At 66.8% G+C, this 22,253-nt stretch carries 18 protein-coding genes; 8 read left to right on the top strand and 10 right to left on the bottom strand.

All coding sequences use genetic code 11. The features are described 5' to 3' along the window. Positions 1–54: 54 nt before the first annotated feature. Both AC1DCZ_RS06235 and AC1DCZ_RS06230 read right to left on the bottom strand, forming a co-directional pair. Complete coding sequence (locus AC1DCZ_RS06235; protein ID WP_476973811.1) at positions 55–1,743, bottom strand: long-chain-fatty-acid--CoA ligase; 1,689 nt, start codon at positions 1,741–1,743, stop codon at positions 55–57. 36 nt (positions 1,744–1,779) lie between these two features. After that, complete coding sequence (locus AC1DCZ_RS06230) at positions 1,780–2,568, bottom strand: hypothetical protein (RefSeq protein WP_476973810.1); 789 nt, start codon at positions 2,566–2,568, stop codon at positions 1,780–1,782. A 406-nt stretch (positions 2,569–2,974) separates the two neighbouring features. Here AC1DCZ_RS06230 and AC1DCZ_RS06225 point away from each other — a divergent pair, with 406 nt between their 5' ends. The 4 genes from AC1DCZ_RS06225 to AC1DCZ_RS06210 all read left to right on the top strand — a co-directional run bounded on the left by AC1DCZ_RS06225 (position 2,975) and on the right by AC1DCZ_RS06210 (position 9,120). Continuing rightward, complete coding sequence (locus tag AC1DCZ_RS06225) at positions 2,975–4,573, top strand: PucR family transcriptional regulator (RefSeq protein WP_476973809.1); 1,599 nt, start codon at positions 2,975–2,977, stop codon at positions 4,571–4,573. Next, entirely contained in the window at positions 4,570–5,514 is a 945-nt protein-coding gene (locus AC1DCZ_RS06220) for a glutaminase (RefSeq protein WP_476973808.1), read from the top strand. Before AC1DCZ_RS06225 ends, AC1DCZ_RS06220 begins: the two co-directional genes overlap by 4 nt. Positions 5,515–5,586: 72 nt before the next feature. Then, positions 5,587–7,101 carry an amino acid permease gene (locus tag AC1DCZ_RS06215; protein ID WP_476893663.1) on the top strand — a complete coding sequence of 505 codons (1,515 nt, stop codon included), beginning with the start codon at positions 5,587–5,589 and terminating at the stop codon, positions 7,099–7,101. 276 nt (positions 7,102–7,377) lie between these two features. Next, positions 7,378–9,120 carry a thiamine pyrophosphate-dependent enzyme gene (locus tag AC1DCZ_RS06210; RefSeq protein ID WP_476973807.1) on the top strand — a complete coding sequence of 581 codons (1,743 nt, stop codon included), beginning with the start codon at positions 7,378–7,380 and terminating at the stop codon, positions 9,118–9,120. Between the two features lie 102 nt (positions 9,121–9,222). Here AC1DCZ_RS06210 and AC1DCZ_RS06205 read toward each other — a convergent pair whose 3' ends face one another. Then, positions 9,223–10,002: an SDR family NAD(P)-dependent oxidoreductase gene (locus tag AC1DCZ_RS06205; RefSeq protein ID WP_476973806.1), complete on the bottom strand. Its 780-nt coding sequence runs from the start codon at positions 10,000–10,002 to the stop codon at positions 9,223–9,225. A 69-nt stretch (positions 10,003–10,071) separates the two neighbouring features. Here AC1DCZ_RS06205 and AC1DCZ_RS06200 point away from each other — a divergent pair, with 69 nt between their 5' ends. Then, positions 10,072–10,692, top strand: a complete 621-nt coding sequence (locus AC1DCZ_RS06200; protein WP_476973805.1) for a TetR family transcriptional regulator — start codon at positions 10,072–10,074, stop codon at positions 10,690–10,692. A gap of 202 nt (positions 10,693–10,894) precedes the next feature. Here AC1DCZ_RS06200 and AC1DCZ_RS06195 read toward each other — a convergent pair whose 3' ends face one another. From AC1DCZ_RS06195 to AC1DCZ_RS06175, 5 genes are all read right to left on the bottom strand, one after another. Continuing rightward, positions 10,895–11,347, bottom strand: coding sequence for a helix-turn-helix domain-containing protein (locus AC1DCZ_RS06195; RefSeq protein WP_476973804.1), 453 nt, complete (start codon positions 11,345–11,347; stop codon positions 10,895–10,897). A 52-nt stretch (positions 11,348–11,399) separates the two neighbouring features. After that, complete coding sequence (locus AC1DCZ_RS06190; protein WP_476973803.1) at positions 11,400–13,613, bottom strand: alpha-galactosidase; 2,214 nt, start codon at positions 13,611–13,613, stop codon at positions 11,400–11,402. Between the two features lie 150 nt (positions 13,614–13,763). Beyond that, complete coding sequence (locus tag AC1DCZ_RS06185) at positions 13,764–15,104, bottom strand: ABC transporter substrate-binding protein (protein ID WP_476973802.1); 1,341 nt, start codon at positions 15,102–15,104, stop codon at positions 13,764–13,766. Between the two features lie 54 nt (positions 15,105–15,158). Next, positions 15,159–16,061, bottom strand: coding sequence for a carbohydrate ABC transporter permease (locus tag AC1DCZ_RS06180; protein ID WP_476973801.1), 903 nt, complete (start codon positions 16,059–16,061; stop codon positions 15,159–15,161). A gap of 13 nt (positions 16,062–16,074) precedes the next feature. Continuing rightward, positions 16,075–17,031 carry a carbohydrate ABC transporter permease gene (locus tag AC1DCZ_RS06175; RefSeq protein ID WP_476973800.1) on the bottom strand — a complete coding sequence of 319 codons (957 nt, stop codon included), beginning with the start codon at positions 17,029–17,031 and terminating at the stop codon, positions 16,075–16,077. A gap of 212 nt (positions 17,032–17,243) precedes the next feature. Between AC1DCZ_RS06175 and AC1DCZ_RS06170 the strand changes: the two genes are divergently transcribed. Both AC1DCZ_RS06170 and AC1DCZ_RS06165 read left to right on the top strand, forming a co-directional pair. Further along, positions 17,244–18,446, top strand: coding sequence for a Gfo/Idh/MocA family protein (locus tag AC1DCZ_RS06170; RefSeq protein ID WP_476973799.1), 1,203 nt, complete (start codon positions 17,244–17,246; stop codon positions 18,444–18,446). Between the two features lie 5 nt (positions 18,447–18,451). Continuing rightward, positions 18,452–19,492 (top strand): LacI family DNA-binding transcriptional regulator, encoded by a 1,041-nt coding sequence (locus tag AC1DCZ_RS06165; protein ID WP_476893654.1) that lies wholly within the window; start codon positions 18,452–18,454, stop codon positions 19,490–19,492. Positions 19,493–19,545: 53 nt separating this feature from the next. On the opposite strand, the gene galK is transcribed toward AC1DCZ_RS06165, so the two are convergent. Together galK and galT are read right to left on the bottom strand one after the other, a co-directional pair. Then, the gene (gene galK / locus AC1DCZ_RS06160; RefSeq protein ID WP_476973798.1) at positions 19,546–20,736 is read right to left on the bottom strand and encodes a galactokinase; all 1,191 of its coding nucleotides are present in this window, start codon (positions 20,734–20,736) and stop codon (positions 19,546–19,548) included. Further along, positions 20,733–21,902: a galactose-1-phosphate uridylyltransferase gene (gene galT / locus AC1DCZ_RS06155; RefSeq protein WP_476973797.1), complete on the bottom strand. Its 1,170-nt coding sequence runs from the start codon at positions 21,900–21,902 to the stop codon at positions 20,733–20,735. Before galT ends, galK begins: the two co-directional genes overlap by 4 nt. Before the next feature lie 175 nt (positions 21,903–22,077). Between galT and AC1DCZ_RS06150 the strand changes: the two genes are divergently transcribed. After that, on the top strand, positions 22,078–22,253 hold a 176-nt coding region (locus tag AC1DCZ_RS06150; RefSeq protein ID WP_476973959.1), incomplete at its 3' end, for a DeoR family transcriptional regulator.

Here is a 22,253-nt window from a genome sequence, read left to right as displayed (position 1 = left end):
TCGAAGATGCCGGGGCCGGCTACACGGATGATGTTGCAGTCTTCCGGGGCCCCGCTACAACCCCGGCAGGACCTGCTCCCGAACTTTCTTCCGCAGGATCTTGCCGAGCATCGAGCGCGGCAAGTCCTCGACGTCCACGATCCGGCGAGGGACCTTGTAGCCGGCGAGATGCTCGCGGCAGTGCACGCGCAGCGCCTCTTCATCCAATGAAACGCCTGGTTCGAGCTCGACGGCGGCCGCCACCATCTCGCCGCCGCGTTCCAGCGGCTTGCCGATCACGGCGGCGTCGCGGACGTCCGGGTGCAGGCGCAGGGCCGCCTCGACCTCGGTAGGCGAGACGTTGAATCCGCCCGTGATGATGAGTTCCTTGGCCCGGTCAACGATCGTGGCGAAGCCGTCCTCATCCACGGTGACGACGTCGCCTGTGCGAAGCCAGCCGTCGGGCGTCAGGGCTTTAGCGGTTTCCTCCGGGTTGTTCCAGTAGCCCTGGAACACCTGCGGGCCCTTGATCAGCAGCTCCCCCGGCTGGCCCTGCGGCACCTCGGCAGTGGGGTCGTCCAGATCCACGACCTTCATCAGGGTCGAAGGGAACGGCACACCGATGGTCCCGGTGCGGCGGGTGGGGTGGAAGGGGTTGCCCATGGCCACCGGGGCGGACTCGGTCATTCCGTAGCCTTCCACCAGCAGCCCGCCTGACACGGATTCCCACAGCTCCACCACGTGGCGCGGCAGGTTCATGGCGCCGGAGATGCAGTACTTGCAGGACCGCAGCGAGATGCCCTTTTCCTTCGCGGCCATCGCGGTGCGCTCGTAAATCGGCGGCACGGCGCAGTAGACCGTGGCGGGAGATTTCTTCATGGCGCCAAGGACGAGGTCGGGATCGAACTTGGGGAAAAGCACCAGCAGTCCCTGCTTGCGGATGCCGTAGGTGAGGTACAGCGTCATGCCGAACGCATGGAACATCGGCAGGATCGCGTAGAAAATTTCCTTGCGGTACTCGGCCCCTTCCATCCAGGCCTCGCCCTGCAGTGCATTGGAATACAGGTTGTAATGCGTCAGCATGACGCCCTTGGGCCGGCCGGTGGTGCCGGAGGTGTACTGGATGGCGGCGAGGTCCTGTACCGACGGGCGCGCGTGTCCCGGGCTGATCCGGCCGTGGCTGAGGAGCTCCTTCCATGGCATGGTGCCAGGCGCCGGGGCGGTCAGCGAATCCCGTGTCTCCCGGAGCTTCTTCACCGGCAGCTGCAGGGCCAGGCGTTTAAGGGCGGGGAACGCCTCGAGGAGGTTGACCGAGACAACGTGGTCGATCTCGACGTCGGCCGGGAAACCGCGGATGGCGGCTGCGGCCTTGTCCCAGGCGATCACGATCCTCGCCTGATGGTCCTCGAACTGGTGGCGGAGTTCGCGTGAGGTGTATAGCGGGTTGTGTTCGACGACGACGGCGCCCAGGCGCAGCACCGCATAGAACGCCACGACGTGCTGTGGGCAGTTCGGCAGGATTAGGGCCACCCGGTCCCCCGCGCGCACGCCGAGACGGCGCAGGCCCTCAGCGGCCCGGTCTACCTGTTCGCCGAGCTCGGTGTAACTGGTGCGGCGGCCGAAAAACTCCAGTGCGGGCGCGCTGCCGGCCTCGGCCACGGATCGCTCCAGCATGCCGACGAGCGACTCCGTTGGCAGCTCGATCTCGGCCGGGACCCCGGGCTGGTAGTTCTTCACCCAGGGCTGCAAGTCAGTGTTCGCCATGGTCACATCATTTCGCGAAGTGGCGCTCCGGGCGAATCACGGGTCCGGTGGCAGGCGCCCTCCCGCGGCCCGCTCCCTGGGAACCGTCCGCCACGCGCTGATGATGAGCCAAACCGCCCACACGAGAACGAGTGCGATCCCCGCCAGCGTCGGCAGGGCGTTCGCGGCTGCGAAGCCTTCCGTCCCGATGATCCAACCCTGCGCGATGTACGCGAGTCCGGACAATCCCATGAGGCCGCCGAGCACGCGGGAGAGGCGGCGGGTGGCCACAATGACAACCCCAAACAGGACAAGGGCAACGCCCAGCACAATGCTCTGGTAGCTCCTCATCCCCCACTCCAGCCACCTGATGTCCTCGGCGGCGGCAAACCGAAAGGCATTCTCCGGACCGGCCGCTGCCGCCCATGCGTCCACGGCATGTTTGAGCGCCACGCCGTCCACGGCCTGAAGGCCGCCGTAGAGGGCGAGAGCGACGACTGAGGACACCGCAGCGAACCGGGCTGTCCACGCCAGTGCCCCGTCCCGTGCGTCGAGGGCGGACCACAAAACCAGCAGCCCGGCGATAAGCAGCGCCATCCCGGCAAACTGGCCGAGGTGGACTCCGGTCCAGATGCTGCTGCGGGCGTATTCGGCGAACGTGGCCGCGTGGTCGTTCGCGTCGGCCGAGTCGGCATGGAACAGGCCCGCCCCCAGCGACACCACGACGCCGGCGAAAAGCAGCGTCGCTGCGAGGCGAAGCTGGTTTCCCTCAATCGGCGGGCGCTCTGCCCGCACCGAAGCGGCCGGGTACCGCGAACCGCCGTGGCCTGTCCGGCTCTTCTTCATGGACGCTCCCAACTTCCTGCTCACGAATGAAGGGGGAGGGGTGGCCGAGTCACCCGCTTAGGGGTCAGGTTACGCCGCGTGCAGCCTCGATACCATGGCGTTTGGACACCATGACTGTGTCCTCGCAGACGCTTTGGCTGGGAGGCACGGCTGGCAGCACCAGATCAAATGCCACGAGCACCTCACCGACACCATCGCGGGGCGCTCAGACCGGTCAGAGAGCCGCCACGTCATTCGAGTGCAGTCAGAGCTGACGCGCTGATGCGGCGGGGCACGCTTTGGTCCGCGGACCTAAGACGGGCCGCGTAATTTAGGCTCTTTTCCATATTTTTGGGGGTCGTCGCTCGGTAGCATGAAGTGTCCGGACAGAGCCGTCCGGGCGGGTGCCAATGTCAGAAGGAAGCCCATGCCCGTAGCTACGGTGGACGACATCCTCGCGGATCTCCCTCTGGGTTTCGCCAGCCTTGCGCTCCGGCCTTCCCGCACGGATGCGGCGATCGAACGCTTCGTGATCGTCGACGCTGACGACGAGATCTCCGACGGCGCGGCTGCTTTTGTCCTGCTGATCGGCGTTCGCGGACGCTCCGCGTTGCCGGCAGTGCGGCGCCTCTTGAAGAACCCGCCCCTGGTCCTGGCCGTCAAGGGCAGTCCGGAGGAACTGGCGGAAGCCGAAGAGCTGCTGCGCGCCGCCGGAACCGGTCTGCTGCTGGTGGATTCGGCCGCGGACTGGGACCGCCTGCTGTCCATCGCCAAAGACCGGATCCAGCCGCCCAGCTACCAGCGCGAAGTGCTGACGCTGCTAGAAGAAGATCTTTTCGCCATCGCCCAGACCACGGCCCGCCTGACCTCCAGCCACGTGGTGATAGAGGACGCAGCCAACAAGGTCCTGGCTTACTCCACGGTCTCAAACGCCATTGACGAACTACGCAAGGCGTCGATCCTGGCCCGGCGCGGTCCGCGCAAATACGAACTCCTGCTCAAGGACCTTGGCGCCTACCGCGAGCTGCACCGGACCCGGCTGCCGGTCCGGGTTCCCGCGCGGCCCCAGGATGGTCTGCGGGAACGCGTCGCCATCACCTTGTTCGCCGGCAACCGCATCATGGGCTACATCTGGCTCCAGGAAACCGGCGCCGGCTTCGGCGACGACGTCGACTACGTGCTCACAGGATCCGCCGCGCGGGCCTCAGCCGAGCTGATCCGCTACCGCAACCAGCAGTCCGTGCAAATGCGCGAGGACCGGGTTGCGCGCCTCCTTTCGGGTCCGGCGGAAGCTGCGGCGAGCGCGCACAGTGAGAAGATCCCCGCGGACCGTCCCTCGGCCCTGATCCTGATTGGTCTGTCAGCCACTGAAGCCCAGGAAGACGACGCCGCGCTCAAGCATGGGGAGCTGGCCAACCTCGCCTCGATCCACGCGGCCGCCTACAAACCGTCCGCCATCGTGGGACAGTTTCACGGCGACACCGCCGTGGTCGTTCCCGGGCTCCAGTCCTCCAATGCCGACGCCGGGCTGCGGAGCCTGGCCGAGGCAATCGTCAAGGACGCCAACAGGCACCTCGGCATCAGCCCCTTTGCCGCCGTAGGACCCGTTGTTCCCGACCTGCTCTCGCTCCATTCCGTGACCGGAATATCCGAAGCCCTACTGGGGTGCATGCGCCGGTCCGGCGAAGCGCCGGTGGCCACGGTGGACGACTTCGAGGCAGAGATCCTCTTCCACGACGCCGTGGAGAACTTCACGACGGCGGCCTTCCGGCACCGCAGCCTGTGGGCCCTGCTTCGTGACGACGCAGAACTGGCCGAAACCCTGCGTGCATTTTTCGACGCGTCTATGGACGTGGCCGAGTGCGCGAAGCGGATGCAGCTGCATAAGAACACCGTCTACTACCGGATCGGAAAGGTCAGCCGGGTCACCGGTCTGACCTTCAGCAATCCCCGCGATTCGTTGGTCGCCCTGCTTCATGTTCAGGAGTGGGCAGGCACGCAGAAGGAGCACCTGGGCAGAAAATGATGACAGCACTCGATTCGCCGCCGCTTGGCCCGGTATTGGATGACATTGTCCGACGCCACCGGCCCCGGACGGAGGCGGGCTCAGCTCCCGCAAATATTCCGCACCTACGGTCCCTGCCGTTCGACCGCTTCGGCATCGCGGTTGCCACGACGTCCGGGGAAGTATTCAGTTCCGGCGACGCGGACCTTTCGTTCTCGATCCAGAGCATCTCCAAGGTCTTCACCCTGGCGATGGCGCTCGGCGCCGATGACTCCGGCTCGTTGTGGTCCAGGGTCCTCCGCGAGCCGTCCGGGACGTCCTTCAACTCCCTGGTCCAGCTTGAAGTCGAGCACGGGATCCCACGGAACCCCTTCATCAATTCGGGCGCACTGGTGGTCACCGACCATCTGATGGAAAGCTCTTCCGACGCCGCCACTCAGGTCCTGCGCTTCCTCGCCGGCCAGGTGGGGCACCAGCATGGAAGACAGGGTCCTTTCATCGACGAGATCGCCGCAACGAGTGAACTCTCCAGCAGCAGCCGTAACCTGGCCCTCGCCCACTTCCTGAAGGAATTCGGCAACCTGCGGCGGCCCGCACAGGCCGTCGTAGAGAACTACGTCAGGCAGTGCTCCATCATGATGAGCTGCGTGGAGGTGGCCAAGGCGGCCCTTTTTCTTGCACGGGATGGCCGCGGAGCGCAAGGCGCGGTGATCTCCAGGAGCGAGGCCAAGCGCATCGGCTCCATCATGCTGACCTGCGGCATGTATGACGCAGCCGGCGAGTTTGCCTACCGCGTCGGACTTCCGGGGAAAAGCGGCGTGGGCGGCGGCATCCTGGCCATCGTCCCCGGCGAGTGCACCATCTGCGTCTGGAGCCCGCGGTTGGATTCCAAAGGAAATTCCCTGGCAGGCACGGCGGCTCTCGCTGACCTGTCGGACCGGACCGGGTGGTCGATCTTCTGATCTGACGCCTGGCTGTCCCCCACATCTTTCCCATAACCCATTTAGATCTCTGACAGGTCGAAAGGATTCCCCATGTCTAACAACCCCAATGACGAGGTTGGCTTGTACCAGGCCGATGGTGGCCACGCCCACGCTTCGGATGTCCTAATCCACGCTGAGGACTCGGGCTACCACAAGAGCCTTAAACCCCGGCAGATCCAGATGATCGCGATCGGCGGCGCCATCGGAACCGGCCTGTTCCTGGGCGCCGGCGGCCGGCTCAACGCTGCCGGCCCGTCACTGGTCATCGCCTACGCCGTCTGCGGCTTCTTCGCGTTCCTGATCCTGCGCGCCCTGGGGGAACTGGTCCTGCACCGGCCCTCGTCAGGATCGTTTGTGTCCTATGCCCGCGAATTCTACGGAGAGAAAGCAGCGTTCATCTCCGGGTGGTTCTACTGGATCAACTGGGCCACCACCACCATCGTGGACATCACCGCTGCGGCCCTTTACATGAACTTCTTCGGCAAGTACGTCCCCTGGATGGGGGCCGTACCGCAGTGGGCGTGGGCGCTGATCGCCCTCATCGTGGTCCTTTGCCTGAACCTCGTCTCCGTCAAGGTGTTCGGCGAACTCGAGTTCTGGTTCGCCTTGATCAAAGTCGCAGCCCTCGTCGCGTTCCTGCTGGTCGGCACCTACTTCGTCATGTTCGGCACCCCCGTGGAAGGCCAGGAAGTCGGCTTCAGCCTTATCTCCGACAACGGCGGCATCTTTCCCAACGGCCTGCTGCCCATGATCATCCTCATGCAGGGCGTCCTGTTCGCCTACGCCTCGATCGAACTGATCGGTACCGCCGCCGGCGAAACCGAAAACCCCGAGCGGATCATGCCCAAGGCCATCAACTCCGTGGTCTTCCGTATCGCCGTCTTCTACGTCGGCTCCGTCATCCTGCTCGCGCTGCTGCTGCCGTACACCTCGTACCAAAAAGGTGTCAGCCCCTTTGTGACGTTCTTCGGATCCATCGGCATCCAGGGTGTGGACGTCATCATGAACCTCGTCGTCCTCACGGCCGCCCTGTCCTCGCTGAACGCTGGTCTGTACTCCACCGGCCGCATCCTGCGCTCCATGTCAGTGGCCGGATCGGCCCCGAAGTTTGCTCGGCGGATGAACAAGGCCGGCGTCCCTTACGGGGGCATCGCCATCACCGCCGGCGTCTCCCTCCTCGGGGTCCCGCTGAACTACCTTGTACCGGGCCAGGCGTTCGAGATCGTCCTGAACGTCGCCTCCGTAGGCATCGTTGTCACCTGGGCCACCATTGTGCTCTGCCAGATGCAGCTCAAACGGTGGGCAGACAAAGGCTGGCTCGAACGCCCCTCTTTCCGGATGTTCGGCGCCCCCTACACCGGATATCTCTCCCTTGTGTTCCTGCTCGGCGTGCTTGTCATGGTCTTCATCGACTCCCCGCTCACGCTGCTGGTGACCCTGGTGGCCTGCGCGCTGATGGTAGGCGGCTGGTACGCCTGCCGGAAACAGATCCACGACATCGCCGAAACCCGCGACGGCTTCACGGGCGCCGCGCCCGTGCTGGCCAACCGGACCCCAATCCGCTAATGGAACATCCTGATGCAGGCCCGTCCTCCAACCCGACATACAACCTGAAGGCGCCCATGAAACCACGAACCCGGCTGAGTCCCAGCCACCCCAGTGCTCTGCAGGATCTGCGCCCGTCGGCCGCACACAGAGGCAACCCGCCGGCGTCGAACGACAGTTGCGAGGACGGCTGCTTCTTCTGCACCGGACCGGAAACAGACTAGGCACCCACGACCGCTCCGCTGGATTCAGAGGACATGCCATGCCCGCCCACCATACCCAAGAAGACAAGTAGTGATGAATACGGAGTCTGCATCCACCATGATGGAAACCGATACGCACCCAGTCGAAGGCGACACCCTACAGACGGTCCCAGCGGCTATTTTGGATAGCATCAACGGCAGCGGGACGCTCAAGTCCGCCGGCCACGTGATTGTTGATTCGCTCGTGGCGCACGGGGTTGAACGCACCTTCGTCGTCCCGGGGGAAAGCTTCCTGGACGTCCTCGACGGGCTGCACAGCTCTGAAATCGAGACCGTGGTCTGCCGGCACGAGGGCGGCGCCGCGTATATGGCCGAGGCCGACGGCAAAATGAACCAGCGTCCCGGCGTCGCCATGGTCACCCGCGGGCCCGGGGCAGCCAACGCCCACGTTGGCCTGCACACCGCCTGGCAGGACTCCACCCCGATGCTGCTCTTTGTCGGGCTGATTCCATTCGCGCACCGGGACCGCGAGGCGTTCCAGGAATTCGATATCAAGGCGTGGTTCGACACGGGAGCCAAGCGCGTGATGGTCCTGGACCACCCCGAACGGGCCTCCGAGATCGTCGCCGAGGCAATGTTCGCCGCCATGAGCGGCCGCCCTGGCCCCGTGGTGGTGGGCCTTCCGGAGGACATCATCCGCGCCCGGATTGATCCGGCCCTGCATCCGGCCATTCCGGTGGCCGCGGGCGGCATGAGCAGCACGGATGCCGGCGCCCTCGCCGAAGCCCTCGCACAATCCAATAAGCCGCTCTTTGTCACCGGCGGGAACGACTGGACCCAAGACGCGGCCCGGGTACTCACGGAATGGCTGGAAGAGCACCACATCCCGGCCGCGGCGGAATGGCGCACGCAGGGAACCGTCTCCTTCGACTCCCCCAGCTATGTGGGACCGATCGGCTACGGCCGGCCCCGCCCCACCTACGATCTGCTTGAGGAAACCGACTTGCTCGTGTTCGTCGGGACGGTCCCGGGAGACGTGATCACGGACGGCTTTGTCTGCAGGCAGGACTGGAACAAGAAGAACTTCCTGGTCACCATCGATCCCTCGCTGCGCGGCCGCTCCGGCCCCGTCTCCCGCCAGATCCTGGCCAAGCCGGAGGCGTTCGTCCGGGATCTGGTGAACATCGACCTCCCGGTCAAGGAGGAGTGGAAGGCGTGGACGGCCCGGATGCGTGCCGAGCAGCAGTCCTTCGCCAGCCTTCCGCCGTCGACCCCGGACGAGGGGCCCGCGAAGATGGACACCCTCATGGCGAACCTCGTCCCGCTGCTGCCGGAGGACGCCACGGTGACGTTCGGGGCGGGCGAGCACACCAACTGGGCCCACCGGTACTTCCCCACGCGGCGCTACGCCTCGATGATCAGCGCCCGGAACGGCTCCATGGGGTACTCGGTGCCCTCGGCCATCGCCGCCTCGCTGGCCAGCCCGAAGCGCAGGGTGGTCACCATCGCCGGCGACGGGGAATTCCTGATGAACGGCCAGGAGCTGGCCACGGCCGCCCAGTACGGGGCCACGCCGCTCATCATCGTGATGGACAACCAGGAATACGGCACCATCCGCACCCATCAGGAACGCCACTACCCGTCCCGGGTGTCGGGGACGCAGCTGAAGAACCCCGATTTCGGCATGATGGCCCGGGCCTTCGGCGGTTTCGGCATCACTGTCACTGAGGACAATGACGTGCCCGCCGCCCTCGAGGCCGCGCTGGCCGCCATCGACAAGGACGGCGTGTTCGCCCTAATCCACCTCATCGTCGAACAGCGGGTGAAAGCCTACTAGATTACGCCCTCCTGTCCTGCCTGGTTGCGCTATCAGTCCTGGTCGTCATTCGACGCCGACAGCGATCAGGACTGACAGCGCAACGGGTGGTTTGGTGGGCGTTTAGAGGGCCGACCAGCCGCCGTCGGAGGCGAGGACGGCGCCGTTGACGTTGGTGCCGTCGTCGCTAAGCAGGAACGTGATGGAGGCGGCCAGCTGCGCGGCCGTGGCGGGGGTCGGAATGTTCGCCCCCATCAGCGGGCCGAGCCGCTCGGCGGCCAGCTCGGACGCCCACGTCGCCACGATGTTGGTGATGGTGGCGCCGGGGGCGACGGCATTGAAGCGCAGGCCCTTCGGCCCGTACATGACGGCGGAGTTCTTGGTCAGGCCGACGACGGCGTGCTTGGACGCCGTGTAGGCGGCGCCGGCGGCGGACCCGCGCAGCCCGGCCTCGGAGGAAACGTTGACGACGGCACCGGCGCCGGCCTCGAGCATGAGCGGCACGACGGCACGGGTGAGGCGCATGAGGGCGGTGACGTTGATCCGGAAGACGCGCTCCCACGTGGCGTCGTCCACCTCGTGGACCGGGGCGAAGTGGTCCATGATGCCGGCGACGTTGGCGAGGGCGTCGATCCGCCCGCCCGCGGCAGCGACGACCGCTGCCACGGTCTCCTCGGTCGAGATGTCGCCGGCTACGGGGACCAGATCCAGGCCGCCGTTTTCCGCCACCAGGGCATCGAGGCGTTCCTTGCTGATGTCGGCGGCGACGACCCGGCCGCCCTCGTTTGCGACCCGGAGGGCCGTGGCCAGTCCGATGCCCGAGCCCGCGCCGGTGACAACGACGGTCTTGCCGGCGAAACGGCCCGCGGTGGTGATTTCCTGCCATGAAGCGTCGTTGCCCATGATGTCCTTCCAGACGGTGAAAACCGGTGACAGGGCTCACCTTATGACACTCTGTGTCATTATGTAAGGGTGAATACTGGTGGACTGCCTGCGAACGAGCAGGCCACTGCCGCAGCCCGTGCGGCCGGGCGTCCGGCGTCGATCGATCCGGACGCTGTCGCCGGCATCGCACTGCGCCTGTTTGCCGAGAACGGCTACGAACAAACCTCTATGGAGGACATCGCGCGTGCGGCCGGGATCGGGCGCAAGAGCCTGTACCGCTACTTCGCCAGCAAGGCCGACCTCGTCTGGGGCGGCATGGAGGCCGTGGTGGAAGCCTCCGGACGCGTGTTGGAGGAGACCCGCCGGGAAGACGCGCCCGACGGCGGCATCCTGGCCGGCCTGCGCGCGGCCGCGATCGCCGGGGTGGCGGCCATCCCGGATCTCGCCGTGACGCGCGGACGCCTGCGCTTGATCGCCGAACACCCCGAACTGGCAGGCCGGAGTTACGCTTCCCTGGCGCCCCAGCGCGAACGGGCCCTGCGATACCTCCTGGCGCAAGGGGTCAGCAAAGACTCCGCGCCGTACTTGTGCGCGGCCTATCTGGGCGCGACGTTTGAGGCCTGGATGCAGTGGGCGGCCGGGACGGAGCCGGACCCCGCGCCGCATCTGCTGGCGGCCACGGCTGTGCTGCAGCTGCCCCGGGGTTGACCGGCGTGTTTTTCGCTGCGCAACTGTGCCCTCGCGGCGCAAGATACCCTGCGCTAGTGGTATTCCCGTTGCGCAGGATATTTTGCGCAGCGCAGGATTGTTTGCGCAGCGCAGGATTGTTTGCGCAGCGCCGGATTGTTTGCGCAGCGCCGGTGCCAGCGCCGCCGACACCGCCGCCGACACCGCTTCCGCACCGCGGCCGCTAGCGGGCCACAGCTGCCGGCCGGAGCTCGTAGCCTTCGTCCCGGGTCAGGAGAATCCGGCCCCGTCCGTCGTCAAACCGGACCCAAGCCCCGGAACCGTCTTGCATCGAACACTCAAACAGGCCCGAGGCCATGACGGCCCCATGGCGGAGCACCGTGACTTTCCCGTGGAGCGGAAAGTCATGCAGGGGCCGGTTGTCAGGGTCCGGGTCAGGGGCCGACGCTTCCGGCTGTTCCGGCGCCGCCGTCCGGCCTTGGCCCGACACCGGGTGCCAGCGGCGCCTTCGCGCAGGCCGCTCATCTTGCTGGAAGCCGAGCTCCAGCATGGCCCGTTCCACCCGTTCCCGGGTTTCACCGGCGACGGCGTGCGGCCGGTGAAGGACGTTGGAAACGGTTCCCGTGGAGACGTGGGCGGCAGCAGCGACTGCACGGTTGGTGGGCTGATGTGGCATGTGCATGACCTTTCTCGCGTGACCCGTGGGACACGGCTCCGGGCTGAAGGCGCTAGGCGCCGGTGGTTGTCACTCTGAGCAGCAGCGCGTGCTCGGGGTTGAGTACGGGCATGGGCAGCCCCACCTCCGCCAGGAATCGCCCGCTCGCCCTGGCCCCGGATTCCAGCCAGGCCGGAGGCTGGACCTGCGTAAAGGTCCGGGCGTAGTCGGCATCGCCCGGCGCGGGGAAGATGGCCTCCACCAGATAGCTCGTGCCGGCGCCCAGGCCCGGAAGGGTGATCCGTCCAGGCTGCTCCGAGAAAGAGGTCCTGGTGCTCACCAGGGCGAAGAGCGCCGCCGCCGGGCCCGGCACGGCACCGTCGCCAAGCCCTTCAGCGGCGACCACACCGTGCAGCATCAGGGAATCGTCGGGCACGTCCGCGTGGACCATCCGGCCGCTGTGGATCAGCCCGCGGTGCTCCTTGTACAGCCCGATGAAGCGCTTGAGCTCCTCACGTTCCGCGCCCTGCACCTGCCGGACGTCCCATTCCATGCCGAAGTGGCCGAAGAGTGCTGTGATGGCGCGGAAGGAGAGGTCATGGGTGCGGGCGGTCGTATGCGACGTTGTGGGGCCGATGTGGCCGCCCACAAGCTCCGGCGGAACCACCAGGCCTGTCCAGCGCTGGATGCTCTGGCGCTCCAGGGCGTCGTTGCAGTCCGAAGCCCAGATCCGGTCGGTGCGCTCCAGGATCCCGAGGTCCACCCGCGCACCGCCTGAAGAGCAGCTTTCAATCTCGACGCCCGGATGGGCCGCACGGAGTTCATCGAAGAGCCGGTAGGCGGCGAGGGTCTGTTCGTGGACCGAGGCGCGGCCGGCGTGGCCGTGTTCCGTCAGGTCCCGGTTCTGGTCCCACTTGAGGTAGCTGATGTCGTTGGCACGCAGCAGCGCGTCGATCCGGTCGTAGATGTACCGCCACGCGTCGGGATTGACGAGGTCGATCACGTGCTGGTGGCGCCATTCCAGCGGAAGGCGGCCGCCATCCTTGAAGCTCTCAACGGAAGGTCCGACGATCCAGTCCGGGTGGGCGCGGACAACATCGGAGTCCAGGTTGACCATTTCCGGCTCCACCCACAGCCCGAATTCCATCCCGCGGGACGTCACGGCGTCGATCAGCGGCGTGAGCCCGGACGGCCAGAGCGCCTCGTCCACGTACCAGTCGCCCAGGCCTGCGTGATCGTCGCGGCGCCCGCGGAACCAGCCGTCGTCGAGCACGAAGCGTTCGACTCCGAGCTCGGCCGCGGAGTCGGCGAGCTCGATCAGGGCGGTGAGGTTGTGGTCGAAGTACACGGCCTCCCAGGTGTTGAGCACTACCGGACGGGGTTTGCCGGGGCCGGCGTTTGCTGCCGGCGCGGGCAGCACGTGGTGCGGCCGGTCCCGGAACCAGGCGTAGAACGCTTCGCTGACGCCATCGAGTCCGCGGTCCGAGTAGGCGGCGAAGAGCGCAGGCGTGGTATAGCTGCCGCCGGCCGGGAGGAGGACCTCCGCCGGGCCAAGCAGCTCGGATCCCCCGATCATGGTCCGCCCGTCCGCCAGGCTGTCCGCGAACTGTTCGTGGTTGCCGCTCCAGGCCAGATGGGTGGCCCAGACCTTGCCGTGCCGGTTGCCGAAGCCGGCGGTGCCTGCGGCGAAAATCAGTGAGGAGTTATGTCCGGTGCGGCCGTGCCGGCCCGTCCGCACCCAGGTCCCCTGCTGGATCGTCCGGCGCTGCGGGTGGCGTTCCCGGCACCACCGGCCGGTGAGGTCCAGGAGTTCGACGGCGTCCGGCGCCACCGGCAGCACCGTGGCCAGCTCATCGAGCTGGTACGGCGAGGTGCCGGTGTTCGAGACGGTGTGCCGCAATTCCAGCAGGCCGCCGCCATGCAGCCTGAGGGTGGATGCCACACTGATGCCCGCGTCGGCATCTTCCTGGATGATCACGACGTCGCCGTCACCGTCCCGCGTCACATCCGCCACGCGGAGGCGGACGGAGAAGTCATGGCCGGGAACGCCGTCGGCGATCCTGTGTCCGCGCAGGGCAGGACGGCCCTGCCAGCTCGAGGAGGTCTGGGGCAGCAGCCCGGCGGGGACGGCGACGTCGACCGCCGAGTGCGGGACGGGCCCGCCGAGGATGGTGAGGTCGGGAAGGAACTCGCCCAGGTCGGCGCCCCAGTGGATGACCTCGGCCTCCCCCCTGTCGAAGCTGATCACCAGGCTGGTGTTGGCGGAGCGGAGGTAAAGGGGATCCATGGCAGGTCTCTTTCGGTGGTTCGGCGCGTGTTCAGGAACGCGGGATTCCTTGGGACGGGGAGGGAGGGCTCCGGATGCCGCCGCGGCCGGGGGCAGCGGCGGCATCCGGAGCGTGTGGCGGCTGGGGGCGCCTGCAGCCACGGTGTGTGCCTACTTGAAGAGGGCGTTGACCTTGTCGTTAGCCTCGGTCAGTGAGCTGGCAGGCTTACTGCCGGAGAGGACGGCGTCCATGGCCGGCTTCATGATGCCGTCGACCTTGGCCGCCTTGTCCGCGATCGGGAACAGGAACGTGGTGCCGTCCTTGACCTGCGTGGTGAAGGCCGAGACGTCAGTGCCCTTCGCGGTGAAGGCCTTGGCGGCAATGTCGGCGGAGCTGGTGATGGCCGGGAAGACGACTGCCTTCTTGGCCACGGCGTCCTGGCATGCGGTGGATGCCAGGTATTCGACCCACTTGACCGAGGCGGCCGGGTTCTTCGTGCCCGCCCAGATGGAGTCGGCCAGGCCGTTGAACATGCTGGCGCGCTTGCCGTCCGTGCCCTTCGGGGTGGGGGCGATGCCCGTCTGCACGCCCTTGTAGCTCTGGTACTGGCCGATCAGCCAGTCTCCGGTGGTGTTGATGGCGGCCTTGCCGGCACCGAAGTTGTCCGCCAGGCTGGCGCCCACGGTGGTCTCAAGCTTGGGCATGTAGCCCTTTTCGATCAGGCCGGCCCACCAGGAAATCGTCTCCTGGAATTTGGGATCGTCGTAGTTGAATTTGGTCCCCCACGGGTTCTTGTCGGTGTGGGTCCAGCCGGTGGTGGCGCTCAGGAAGCTCCACTCAGTCTGGCCCTGGCCGGAGCCGCTGCCCGCCAGTCCGAGTCCGTAGACGGCAACGTTGTTCTTGTCGAACCCGGCTTCATCCCCGCGCTTGCCGCTCTTGTCCACGGTCAGGTGGGCGATGGCCTTCTCGTAGCTTCCGCCGTCCTTGGGGTTCCAGTCCAGGTTGGCCATCTGCTCGGCCGTGAGGCCGGCGGAGTCCGTCATCGCCTTGTTGTAGAACAGGCCTACGGTGTCCCAGTCCTTGGGCAGGCCGTAGCGTTTCCCGTCCTGGCCGACCCAGAGCTCGGGGAGGCCCTTGGAGTAGCTGTCGAGCTTGATGCCGTCTTTGGCCACGGCGTCGTCCAGGGACAGCAGCTGCTTTTTCGCGGCGTACTCGGGGAACTTGGACAGGTGGTCGGTGAAGACGTCCGGCGCCGTTCCGGCGACGAAGCCGTTGGTCAGCGTGGTCCAGTAGTCGTCCCAGCCGCGCTGGGTGATCTTGACCTTGATGTCCGGGTTTGCCTTGGTGAAGTCGTCGGCGCACTGCTGGTAGGCCGGGAGCTGGTTGGCGTCCCAGAGCCAGTAGTTGATCTCGCCCTTGGCTTCCGAGGATGCCGGGGCGGAACCGCCGCAGGCGGAGAGGGAGAGGGCGATGGCTGCGGCGGCAGCGGCGATGCCGAGGGACTTCTTCATGGTGGACCTTTCGTGGACGTGCTTGACAGGGGCGAAGTGCGTGTTGATGGGGAGCTATTTGATGCCGGAGAAGCCGATGGAATTGACCACCCGCTTGCCGAAGGCGATGAAGAGCAGGAGTACGGGCAGGGCGGCGACAAGCGTCGCGGCCATCAGGCCGGCCCAGTCGGGGGCACCCTGCGGGGACTGGGATTTGAAGACGCCCAGGCCGACGGTGAGCACGCGGACGTTCTCGTCCTGCCCCACGAGCAGCGGCCAGAAGTACTCGTTCCACTGGCCAATGAACGTCAGCAGGGCCAGGGTGGCCAGGGGCGCGGCGGCATTGGGCAGCACGATCTGGAAGAAGATCCGAAGGTGCTTGGCGCCGTCGAGCATGGCCGCCTCCTCCACCTCCCGGGACATGCTCAGGAAGAACTGGCGGAGGATGAAGATGGCGAACGGCGTCATGAACAGGAAAGGAAGGGCCATGCCGGCGAAAGTGTTGAGCAGGCCCAGGTTCTTGATCATGAGGAAGTTCGGAAGCGCGGTGAAGATCGGCGGAACCATCATCGTGGCCAGGAACAAGGCGAACACCTGGTTCCGACCCGGCCAGCGGAGCCGTGCGAAGGCGTAGGCGGCCATCGCGCTGAAGAAGACCTGACCGGCGGTGGTGAGGGTTGCGAACACCACCGAGTTGCGCAGGTAGAGCCAGAAGTTGATGGCGGCACCGGAGCCGCCCTCGGCGATTGCCTCTTCTGGGCTCTGCATCCCCAGGACCCGCTTGAAGGCGCCCCAGCTGAAGTCTGCGGGCAGCAGGCTGCCGGCGTTGGCGGCGAGGGAATGGTTGCTGGAGAGTGCAGTGCGGAGCATCCAGAGGAAGGGCGCCACTGTTACGGTGACGGCGACGGCGACGAGGGTCCAGGCGCCGACGCGGCGCCAGTTGACGGGCTTTTTGCGGGAAACGGTGGAGGTGCTCATGGCGGTGGGTTCCTTAGTCCAGATCCGACTCGTTGCCCTTGAGGAACTTCATCTGGATGAAGGCCACAAGAGCGAGAATGACGAAGAGAATGACGGACAGCGCGGAGGCGTAGCCGAAGTCGGATTCGCCGAAGGCCTTCTGGTAGATGTACATCTGGATGACACGGGAGGCGTTGACGGGGCCGCCGCCGGTGGTCACTGCGACGGTGTCGAAGACCTGGAAGGACCCGATCACGGTGACCACCAGGACCAGCACCAGCACGGGCCGCAGGAGCGGCATGGTGATGCTCCAGAAGGTCCGGGTGGGAGACGCGCCGTCGAGGGACGCGACCTCGTAGACGTGGTTGGGGATGGACTGCAGTCCGGCGAAGATCAGCAGGGCCGTGTAGCCCATGTGGCGCCAGACGTTGACGAAGGCGATGGTGGGAATCGCCCACTGCTCGCTGCCGAAGAAGGCTACGCGGGGCAGGCCCAGCCAGCTGATGATTTCGTTGACGATTCCGATCTGATAGTCGAGCATCCAGAACCACAGCAGGGCCACGACCACGTTGGCCACCAGGAACGGCAGCAGCAGGGCGCCGCGGATGAAGGTGGACTTGGCCACCCGGTACATCAGGAGCGCCAGCCCGACGGCGATGACGGTCTGGAAACCGATGTTCAGGGCGACGTACTGAAGGGTGACGCCCATGGCATTCCAGAACAGCTCATCGCCGAAGATTGCCGTGTAGTTCTTGGCACCAATCCAGGTGGGATCCCCCAGGATGCTGTACTCGGTGAAGCTGAGGTAGATGCCGCGGATCGTGGGGACCAGAAAGAACGCGACGAAGCCGACCAGTGCCGGCAGGATGAACAGCAGCGCGATCCGGAGGTCCCCGAGGCGGCGGCCCCGGCCCACCTTCTCGGACCTTCCGCGGTGTCCGGGTTTTATTCCGCCGGCCACGGGGTCCGGGAGCTTGGTGATGGTGGTCATCGTTGACCCTTCCTGATGATGTGATGTGGGTAACAGCTGGACATGAATCTACACGAGTAGATATTGGCCGGCAAGCCTAATTTCCTTTGTCTTCGGTATTTTTCTGGTACTCACCGGTAACTATTGACTCGAGTAGATTCCCGTGGGACGCTGTTGCGGAAGCCCGCACGGGCGCGGAGTCCGGCTGTCCGGGCAGATCGGAAGAGGCAAGAATGACGTTTTCAATCGGAGTTGTCGGTGTCGGCCAGTTCGGCGGCCATTTCGCCCACCTCTTCAACCTCCATCCCGGCGTCAGCGCGGTCTACGCCGTCGACGAGCGTCCCGAACGGGCGGCCGCCGCGCGGGAGCAGTGGGCACTGGACGGCACCATGGACAGCTTCGAGGAACTCCTGGCTTCCGACGTCGACGCCGTCGCCATTTTCACCCAGCGCTGGACCCACGGCCCGCTCGTTGTCCGGGCACTGCGGGCCGGAAAGCACGTCTATTCGGCGGTCCCCATGGCCGTTTCCGAGGAGGAGATCGGGCGGATCATTGACGCAGTCCGCGAGACCGGACTGGTGTACGCCATGGGCGAGACCAGCTACTACAACCCGGCCACGGTGTACGCGCGGGACCGGCACGCCGCCGGCAACTTCGGGCGGATTTTCTACACCGAGGGTGATTACGTCCACGACATGGATCTCGGCTTCTACGAGGCCTACCAGTACAGCGGGGGCGAGCGCTGGAAGGAAACGGCCAGCTACCCGCCCATGCTCTACCCCACCCACGCGATCGGCGGCGTGCTAGGCGCCGTGCCCGCGCACGCCGTGAGCGTCAGCTGCGTCGGCGTCAAGGACGACCGCCAGGACGGCGTCTTCGACAAGGACGTCAGTCTCTTCGGCAACGATTTCTCCAACGCCAGCGCGCTCTTTGAACTGAACGACGGCGGCGTGATGCGCACCAACGAGATGCGCCGGGTGGGCTACCCCTCGCACATCCGCGAATCGCGCTTCCGCTTCTTCGGCACCGAGGCGAGCTTTGAACAGCTCGCCACCGTGAGCCTCTGGCAGGACAAGAAAGACGTCCAAGATGTCTCCGGACAGCTGGAAACCCGGCCCAGCATTCCTCTAGACGACCCGTCCCTGGCCGGTATCGCCCCCGAGTTGCGGGACGCTTTCATTTCCGGGCTGGCGCCAGTGCACGACGCCGGCCGTCTCCCCGATGAGTTCCGCGGAGCACCGAACGGACACGAAGGAAGCCACCAGTTCCTGGTGGACGATTTCGTGACCGCCGTCAACAGCGGGGCCCTGCCCCCGGTCAATGCCTGGGTGGCCGCGCGCTTCACCCTGCCCGGCATCGTGGCGCACGCTTCGGCCCAGCGCAACGGGGAACGCCTGCCGATCCACGATTTTGGCGATGCACCGTCCGGCAGCTAGCTAGCATGTACTCCATGACGACTTCGGCAGTGCACACCCCCCGCGGCCCGGTGACCCGCAAGGACGTTGCCCGCTACGCCGGGGTGAGCACCGCCGTCGTCAGTTATGTAGTCAACGGCGGCCCGAAGAAGGTGGCCCCGGCTACCGAGGCCAAGGTCCAGGATGCCATCCGCGTGCTGGGGTACCGCCCGAACGCGGCCGCCCGCGCGCTGAAGCTGGGTTCCAGCGAGACCATAGGCTTGGTCATCCCGGACAACTCGAACCCGTTCTTCTCCCTGCTGGCCCACGCCGTGGAGGACGCCGCGGCCGAACTCGGGTACGCCCTGCTGCTGACCAACTCGGACGGCAACCTGGCCAAGGAACGCCGCAACATCCGCAACCTCGCCTCGCGCCAGGTGGACGGGGTTGTCCTGGCCAGCGTTCTCTTCGAACCGGATCTGGCGGCCCTCGAATCGGCCGAGATCCCTGCGGTGCTCCTGAACCACAGCGGCAGCGCCCCCGGCTTCAACAGCGTGGGCGTTGACCTGGCCGCCGGGGCCAAAATCGCGGTGGAGCATCTGATCGGGCACGGACACACGAATATCGCACTGGCCATGGGCACCAACGTAGCCAACGACTTCGACCTCCGAGAAAAAGGCTGGCTCCAGGCGCTCACCGAGGCCGGGCTGCCGGAGGGCCCCATTGTGCGCGGGGACTTCACCCGCGCCGGCGGGTACGCGGCGGGGCAACGGCTGCTCGCCTCACCGAACCGGCCGACGGCGATCTTTTCCAGCTCGGACATGCAGGGCATCGGCATTTTGCGGGCCCTGCACGAGGCAGGGCTCAACGTCCCTGGTGACATCGCCATGACGTCCTTCGACGGCTCGGCCGAGGCCGAATACTGCTGGCCGGCGCTGACCACGGTGGAACAGCCGGTCCGGGTCATGGCGGAGGCGGCGGTCAGTGCCCTGGTGGGCTCGTCCCGCGGCCAGGCGCCGGAGCAACGGATCTTCCCGACGCAGCTGCGGATCAGGCAGTCCTGCGGATGCGGCCGCCCCGCAGCCTGACCACGGCACCGCTTGCCTGGCGATGGCGCTCGCCGGACTCATGCGGGACGTCCTCATCGGATGCGTCCGGCTCCTGCCGCCGGAGTGACGGTGAAAATGTCCGGCCGTGTGAAGCCGGCTTCCTCGAAGGCACGGACGACGGCGTCGCGGACCTGCCGTTCGTCCTGTACCGGCGTCAGGGCGATGGCTGAGCCGCCGAAACCGCCTCCGGTCATGCGCGCGCCGATGGCGCCGTGGCTTCGGGCCGTGTCCACAGCGAGGTCGAGCTCAGGGCAGGAGATCTCGAAGTCGTCCCGCATGGAGGCGTGGCTGGCGTCGAGGAGGTTGCCGATGCAGGCGGGGCCCTTGCTGCGAAGGGTGTCCACCGTCTGCAGCACGCGGTCGTTTTCGGTGACGATGTGGCGGACGCGCCGGAACGTCACCGGATCGAGCAGTCCGCGAGCCTTCTCAAGGTCGGCGACGGCGACGTCCCGCAGGGCGCTCACGCCGAGGACCCCGGCGCCGAGCTCGCACGAGGCGCGGCGGGAGGCGTAGCCGCCGTCGGCGTGCGAGTGCGAGACCTTCGTGTCGATGACCAGGAGCACGAGCCCTGCCTTCTGCGCCTCGAACGGCACGAGTTGCACGGCCTGGTCCCTGCAATCGAGGAAGACGGCATGTCCGGTGGCGCCGCGGAGCGAGGCCGACTGGTCCATAATGCCGGTCGGGGCGCCGACAAAGGCGTTTTCCGCGTGCTGGGTCAGCCGGACCATCTCCTCGGCGGCCAGACCGGCCCCGGTGAGATCGTTCAGGGCCGTGATGACGGCGCATTCAATCGCGTGCGAGGAGGACAGCCCCGCGCCGGGCGGGACGTCGGAGTCAAGGAGGAGGTCGAAGCCGGGGACCTCAATGCCGTGCTGCCGCAAAGCCCAGACCACGCCCAGCGGGTACTTGGCCCAGCCGGTGGCGGTGCCCGGTGCCAGGGCGTCGGCGTCGGCTTCGACGAGTGCCTGGTCGCCCACGGTCGACAACAGCCGCACAGTGTTGTCAGGGCGGAGCCGGACGGCGGTCCGGGCCCGTTTGTCGATGGCGAAGGGCAGGACGAACCCCTCGTTGTAGTCGGTATGCTCGCCGATCAGGTTCACCCGGCCGGGGGCGGCCCAGACGCCGTGCGGCGCCGCGCCGAAGGTGGCCTGGAAGCGGTCCGACAGGCTGCGGGCCGCCGCATCGGGGCCGGCGGCCGCGTCGGTGCGGGATGTCGTGTTCATGCGCGGGCGCCTTCCGGGGTCAGGGTGGCAGGGGTCAGGGTGGTGGGGGTCAGGGTGGTGGGGGTCCCGACGCCGGCGGCTTCGCGCAGCCGGACCGCGACGGATTCGGGCGTGGTGTCATTGATGAAGGCGCCCATGGCGGCTTCGGAGCCGGCCAGGTACTTGAGCTTGTCGGCGGCGCGGCGGGGCGAGGTCAGCTGCAGGTGCAACTGACCGGCCTGGCGCATGCCCGGCTCCAGCGGTGCCTGGTGCCAGGCCGCGATGTAGGGGGTCGGCGTCGGGTACAGGGCGTCGAAGCGCTTCAGGAGTTCGGGGTAGAGCTCCGCCAGTTCGTCGCGCTCGGCCCCGTCGAGGGCGGCAAGATCCGGGACCTGGCGGTGCGGGACGAGGTGGACTTCCAGCGGCCAGCGCGAGGCGAACGGGACGTAGGCGCTGAAGTGCTCGCCTTCGATGACCATGCGGCGGCCGTCGCTGCGCTCTGCCCGCAGCAAGGACGAGGCGAGCGTCGCGGTGCCGCCGGAGTTGTCGAAGAATTCGCCGGCCGCGGCAGCCAGGACAGCGGCACGGGGTGTCACGTAGGGGTAGGCGTAGATCTGCCCGTGCGGGTGGTGCAGGGTGACGCCGATTTCAGCGCCGCGGTTTTCGAACGGGAAGACCTGTTGGATGCCGGGCAAGGAACTGAGGGCCGCGGTCCGGTGGGCCCAGGCATCGATCACTGTCCGGGTGCGGCGCCAGCCGAGGTCGGCGAAGGACCCAGCGTGCTCCGGGGTGAACGCGACCACTTCGCACCGGCCGACCGCGGCGGCTGTGGTCCCCCAGGCTGGCGAGGCGGGGATCGGGTTCGTGTCCGGACCGAGCGAGGGGAAGCGGTTTTCGAAGACGGCCACGTCGTAGTTCGACGCCGGAATTTCTGTGAGGTTGGCCGGCGTCGTCGGGCAGATGGGGCACTGGTCGGCCGGCGGCAGGTGGGTGCGTTGCTGCCGGTGCGCGGCCACGGCGACCCATTCGCGGCTGAGCGCATCGAAGCGCAGCTGGCCGGACCCGGCACGGGCCGGGAGCACGCGGTGATCAACCAGGGACGCGGGCGGCCGCCCGGCTGACCCGGCGTCGTCAAAATAGAGGATTTCCCGGCCGTCGGCCAGCCGGGTTGCCGTGGTTTGTGTCATGGCTTCATTTTTACACTAAAAAACATTTTCAAACAATAGAGCACATATTCAATCAACCGGTGGTCTTGAGCAGTCGCGCGGAAGATTAGGCTTTCCACAGGGAAAGCTCGACGGTCGCAGTCCGTCCGGTCCCCCCGCACCTCTACACGCCAGTCCGGCCACGAAGGATGGAAAGATGTTAGCCGCAGCCCGCCATTCCGCCATCCTCGCGGAGGTCCAGCGCGAACGCATCGTCCGGGTCGCGGACCTCGCCCGGATGCTCGGGGTCTCCCTCATGACCGTCCGGCGCGACATCGAGGCCCTCGACGCCGCCGGCGCACTGGAGAAAATCCACGGCGGCGCCAAACTCCC

Source organism: Arthrobacter sp. 10N418 (assembly GCF_056394725.1).
The sequence above is the reverse complement of the archived record's forward strand: the minus strand, read 5'-3'. Positions and strand labels throughout refer to the sequence as shown.

What these genes read in the sequence shown, in the direction of transcription:
- AC1DCZ_RS06235 (WP_476973811.1), bottom strand. Translation starts at nt 1,743, where the DNA reads ATGGCGAACACTGACTTGCAGCCCTGGGTGAAGAACTACCAGCCCGGG.
- AC1DCZ_RS06230 (WP_476973810.1), bottom strand. Translation starts at nt 2,568, where the DNA reads ATGAAGAAGAGCCGGACAGGCCACGGCGGTTCGCGGTACCCGGCCGCT.
- AC1DCZ_RS06225 (WP_476973809.1), top strand. Translation starts at nt 2,975, where the DNA reads ATGCCCGTAGCTACGGTGGACGACATCCTCGCGGATCTCCCTCTGGGT.
- AC1DCZ_RS06220 (WP_476973808.1), top strand. Translation starts at nt 4,570, where the DNA reads ATGATGACAGCACTCGATTCGCCGCCGCTTGGCCCGGTATTGGATGAC.
- AC1DCZ_RS06215 (WP_476893663.1), top strand. Translation starts at nt 5,587, where the DNA reads ATGTCTAACAACCCCAATGACGAGGTTGGCTTGTACCAGGCCGATGGT.
- AC1DCZ_RS06210 (WP_476973807.1), top strand. Translation starts at nt 7,378, where the DNA reads ATGAATACGGAGTCTGCATCCACCATGATGGAAACCGATACGCACCCA.
- AC1DCZ_RS06205 (WP_476973806.1), bottom strand. Translation starts at nt 10,002, where the DNA reads ATGGGCAACGACGCTTCATGGCAGGAAATCACCACCGCGGGCCGTTTC.
- AC1DCZ_RS06195 (WP_476973804.1), bottom strand. Translation starts at nt 11,347, where the DNA reads ATGCCACATCAGCCCACCAACCGTGCAGTCGCTGCTGCCGCCCACGTC.
- AC1DCZ_RS06190 (WP_476973803.1), bottom strand. Translation starts at nt 13,613, where the DNA reads ATGGATCCCCTTTACCTCCGCTCCGCCAACACCAGCCTGGTGATCAGC.
- AC1DCZ_RS06185 (WP_476973802.1), bottom strand. Translation starts at nt 15,104, where the DNA reads ATGAAGAAGTCCCTCGGCATCGCCGCTGCCGCCGCAGCCATCGCCCTC.
- AC1DCZ_RS06180 (WP_476973801.1), bottom strand. Translation starts at nt 16,061, where the DNA reads ATGAGCACCTCCACCGTTTCCCGCAAAAAGCCCGTCAACTGGCGCCGC.
- AC1DCZ_RS06175 (WP_476973800.1), bottom strand. Translation starts at nt 17,031, where the DNA reads ATGACCACCATCACCAAGCTCCCGGACCCCGTGGCCGGCGGAATAAAA.
- AC1DCZ_RS06170 (WP_476973799.1), top strand. Translation starts at nt 17,244, where the DNA reads ATGACGTTTTCAATCGGAGTTGTCGGTGTCGGCCAGTTCGGCGGCCAT.
- AC1DCZ_RS06165 (WP_476893654.1), top strand. Translation starts at nt 18,452, where the DNA reads ATGTACTCCATGACGACTTCGGCAGTGCACACCCCCCGCGGCCCGGTG.
- galK (WP_476973798.1), bottom strand. Translation starts at nt 20,736, where the DNA reads ATGAACACGACATCCCGCACCGACGCGGCCGCCGGCCCCGATGCGGCG.
- galT (WP_476973797.1), bottom strand. Translation starts at nt 21,902, where the DNA reads ATGACACAAACCACGGCAACCCGGCTGGCCGACGGCCGGGAAATCCTC.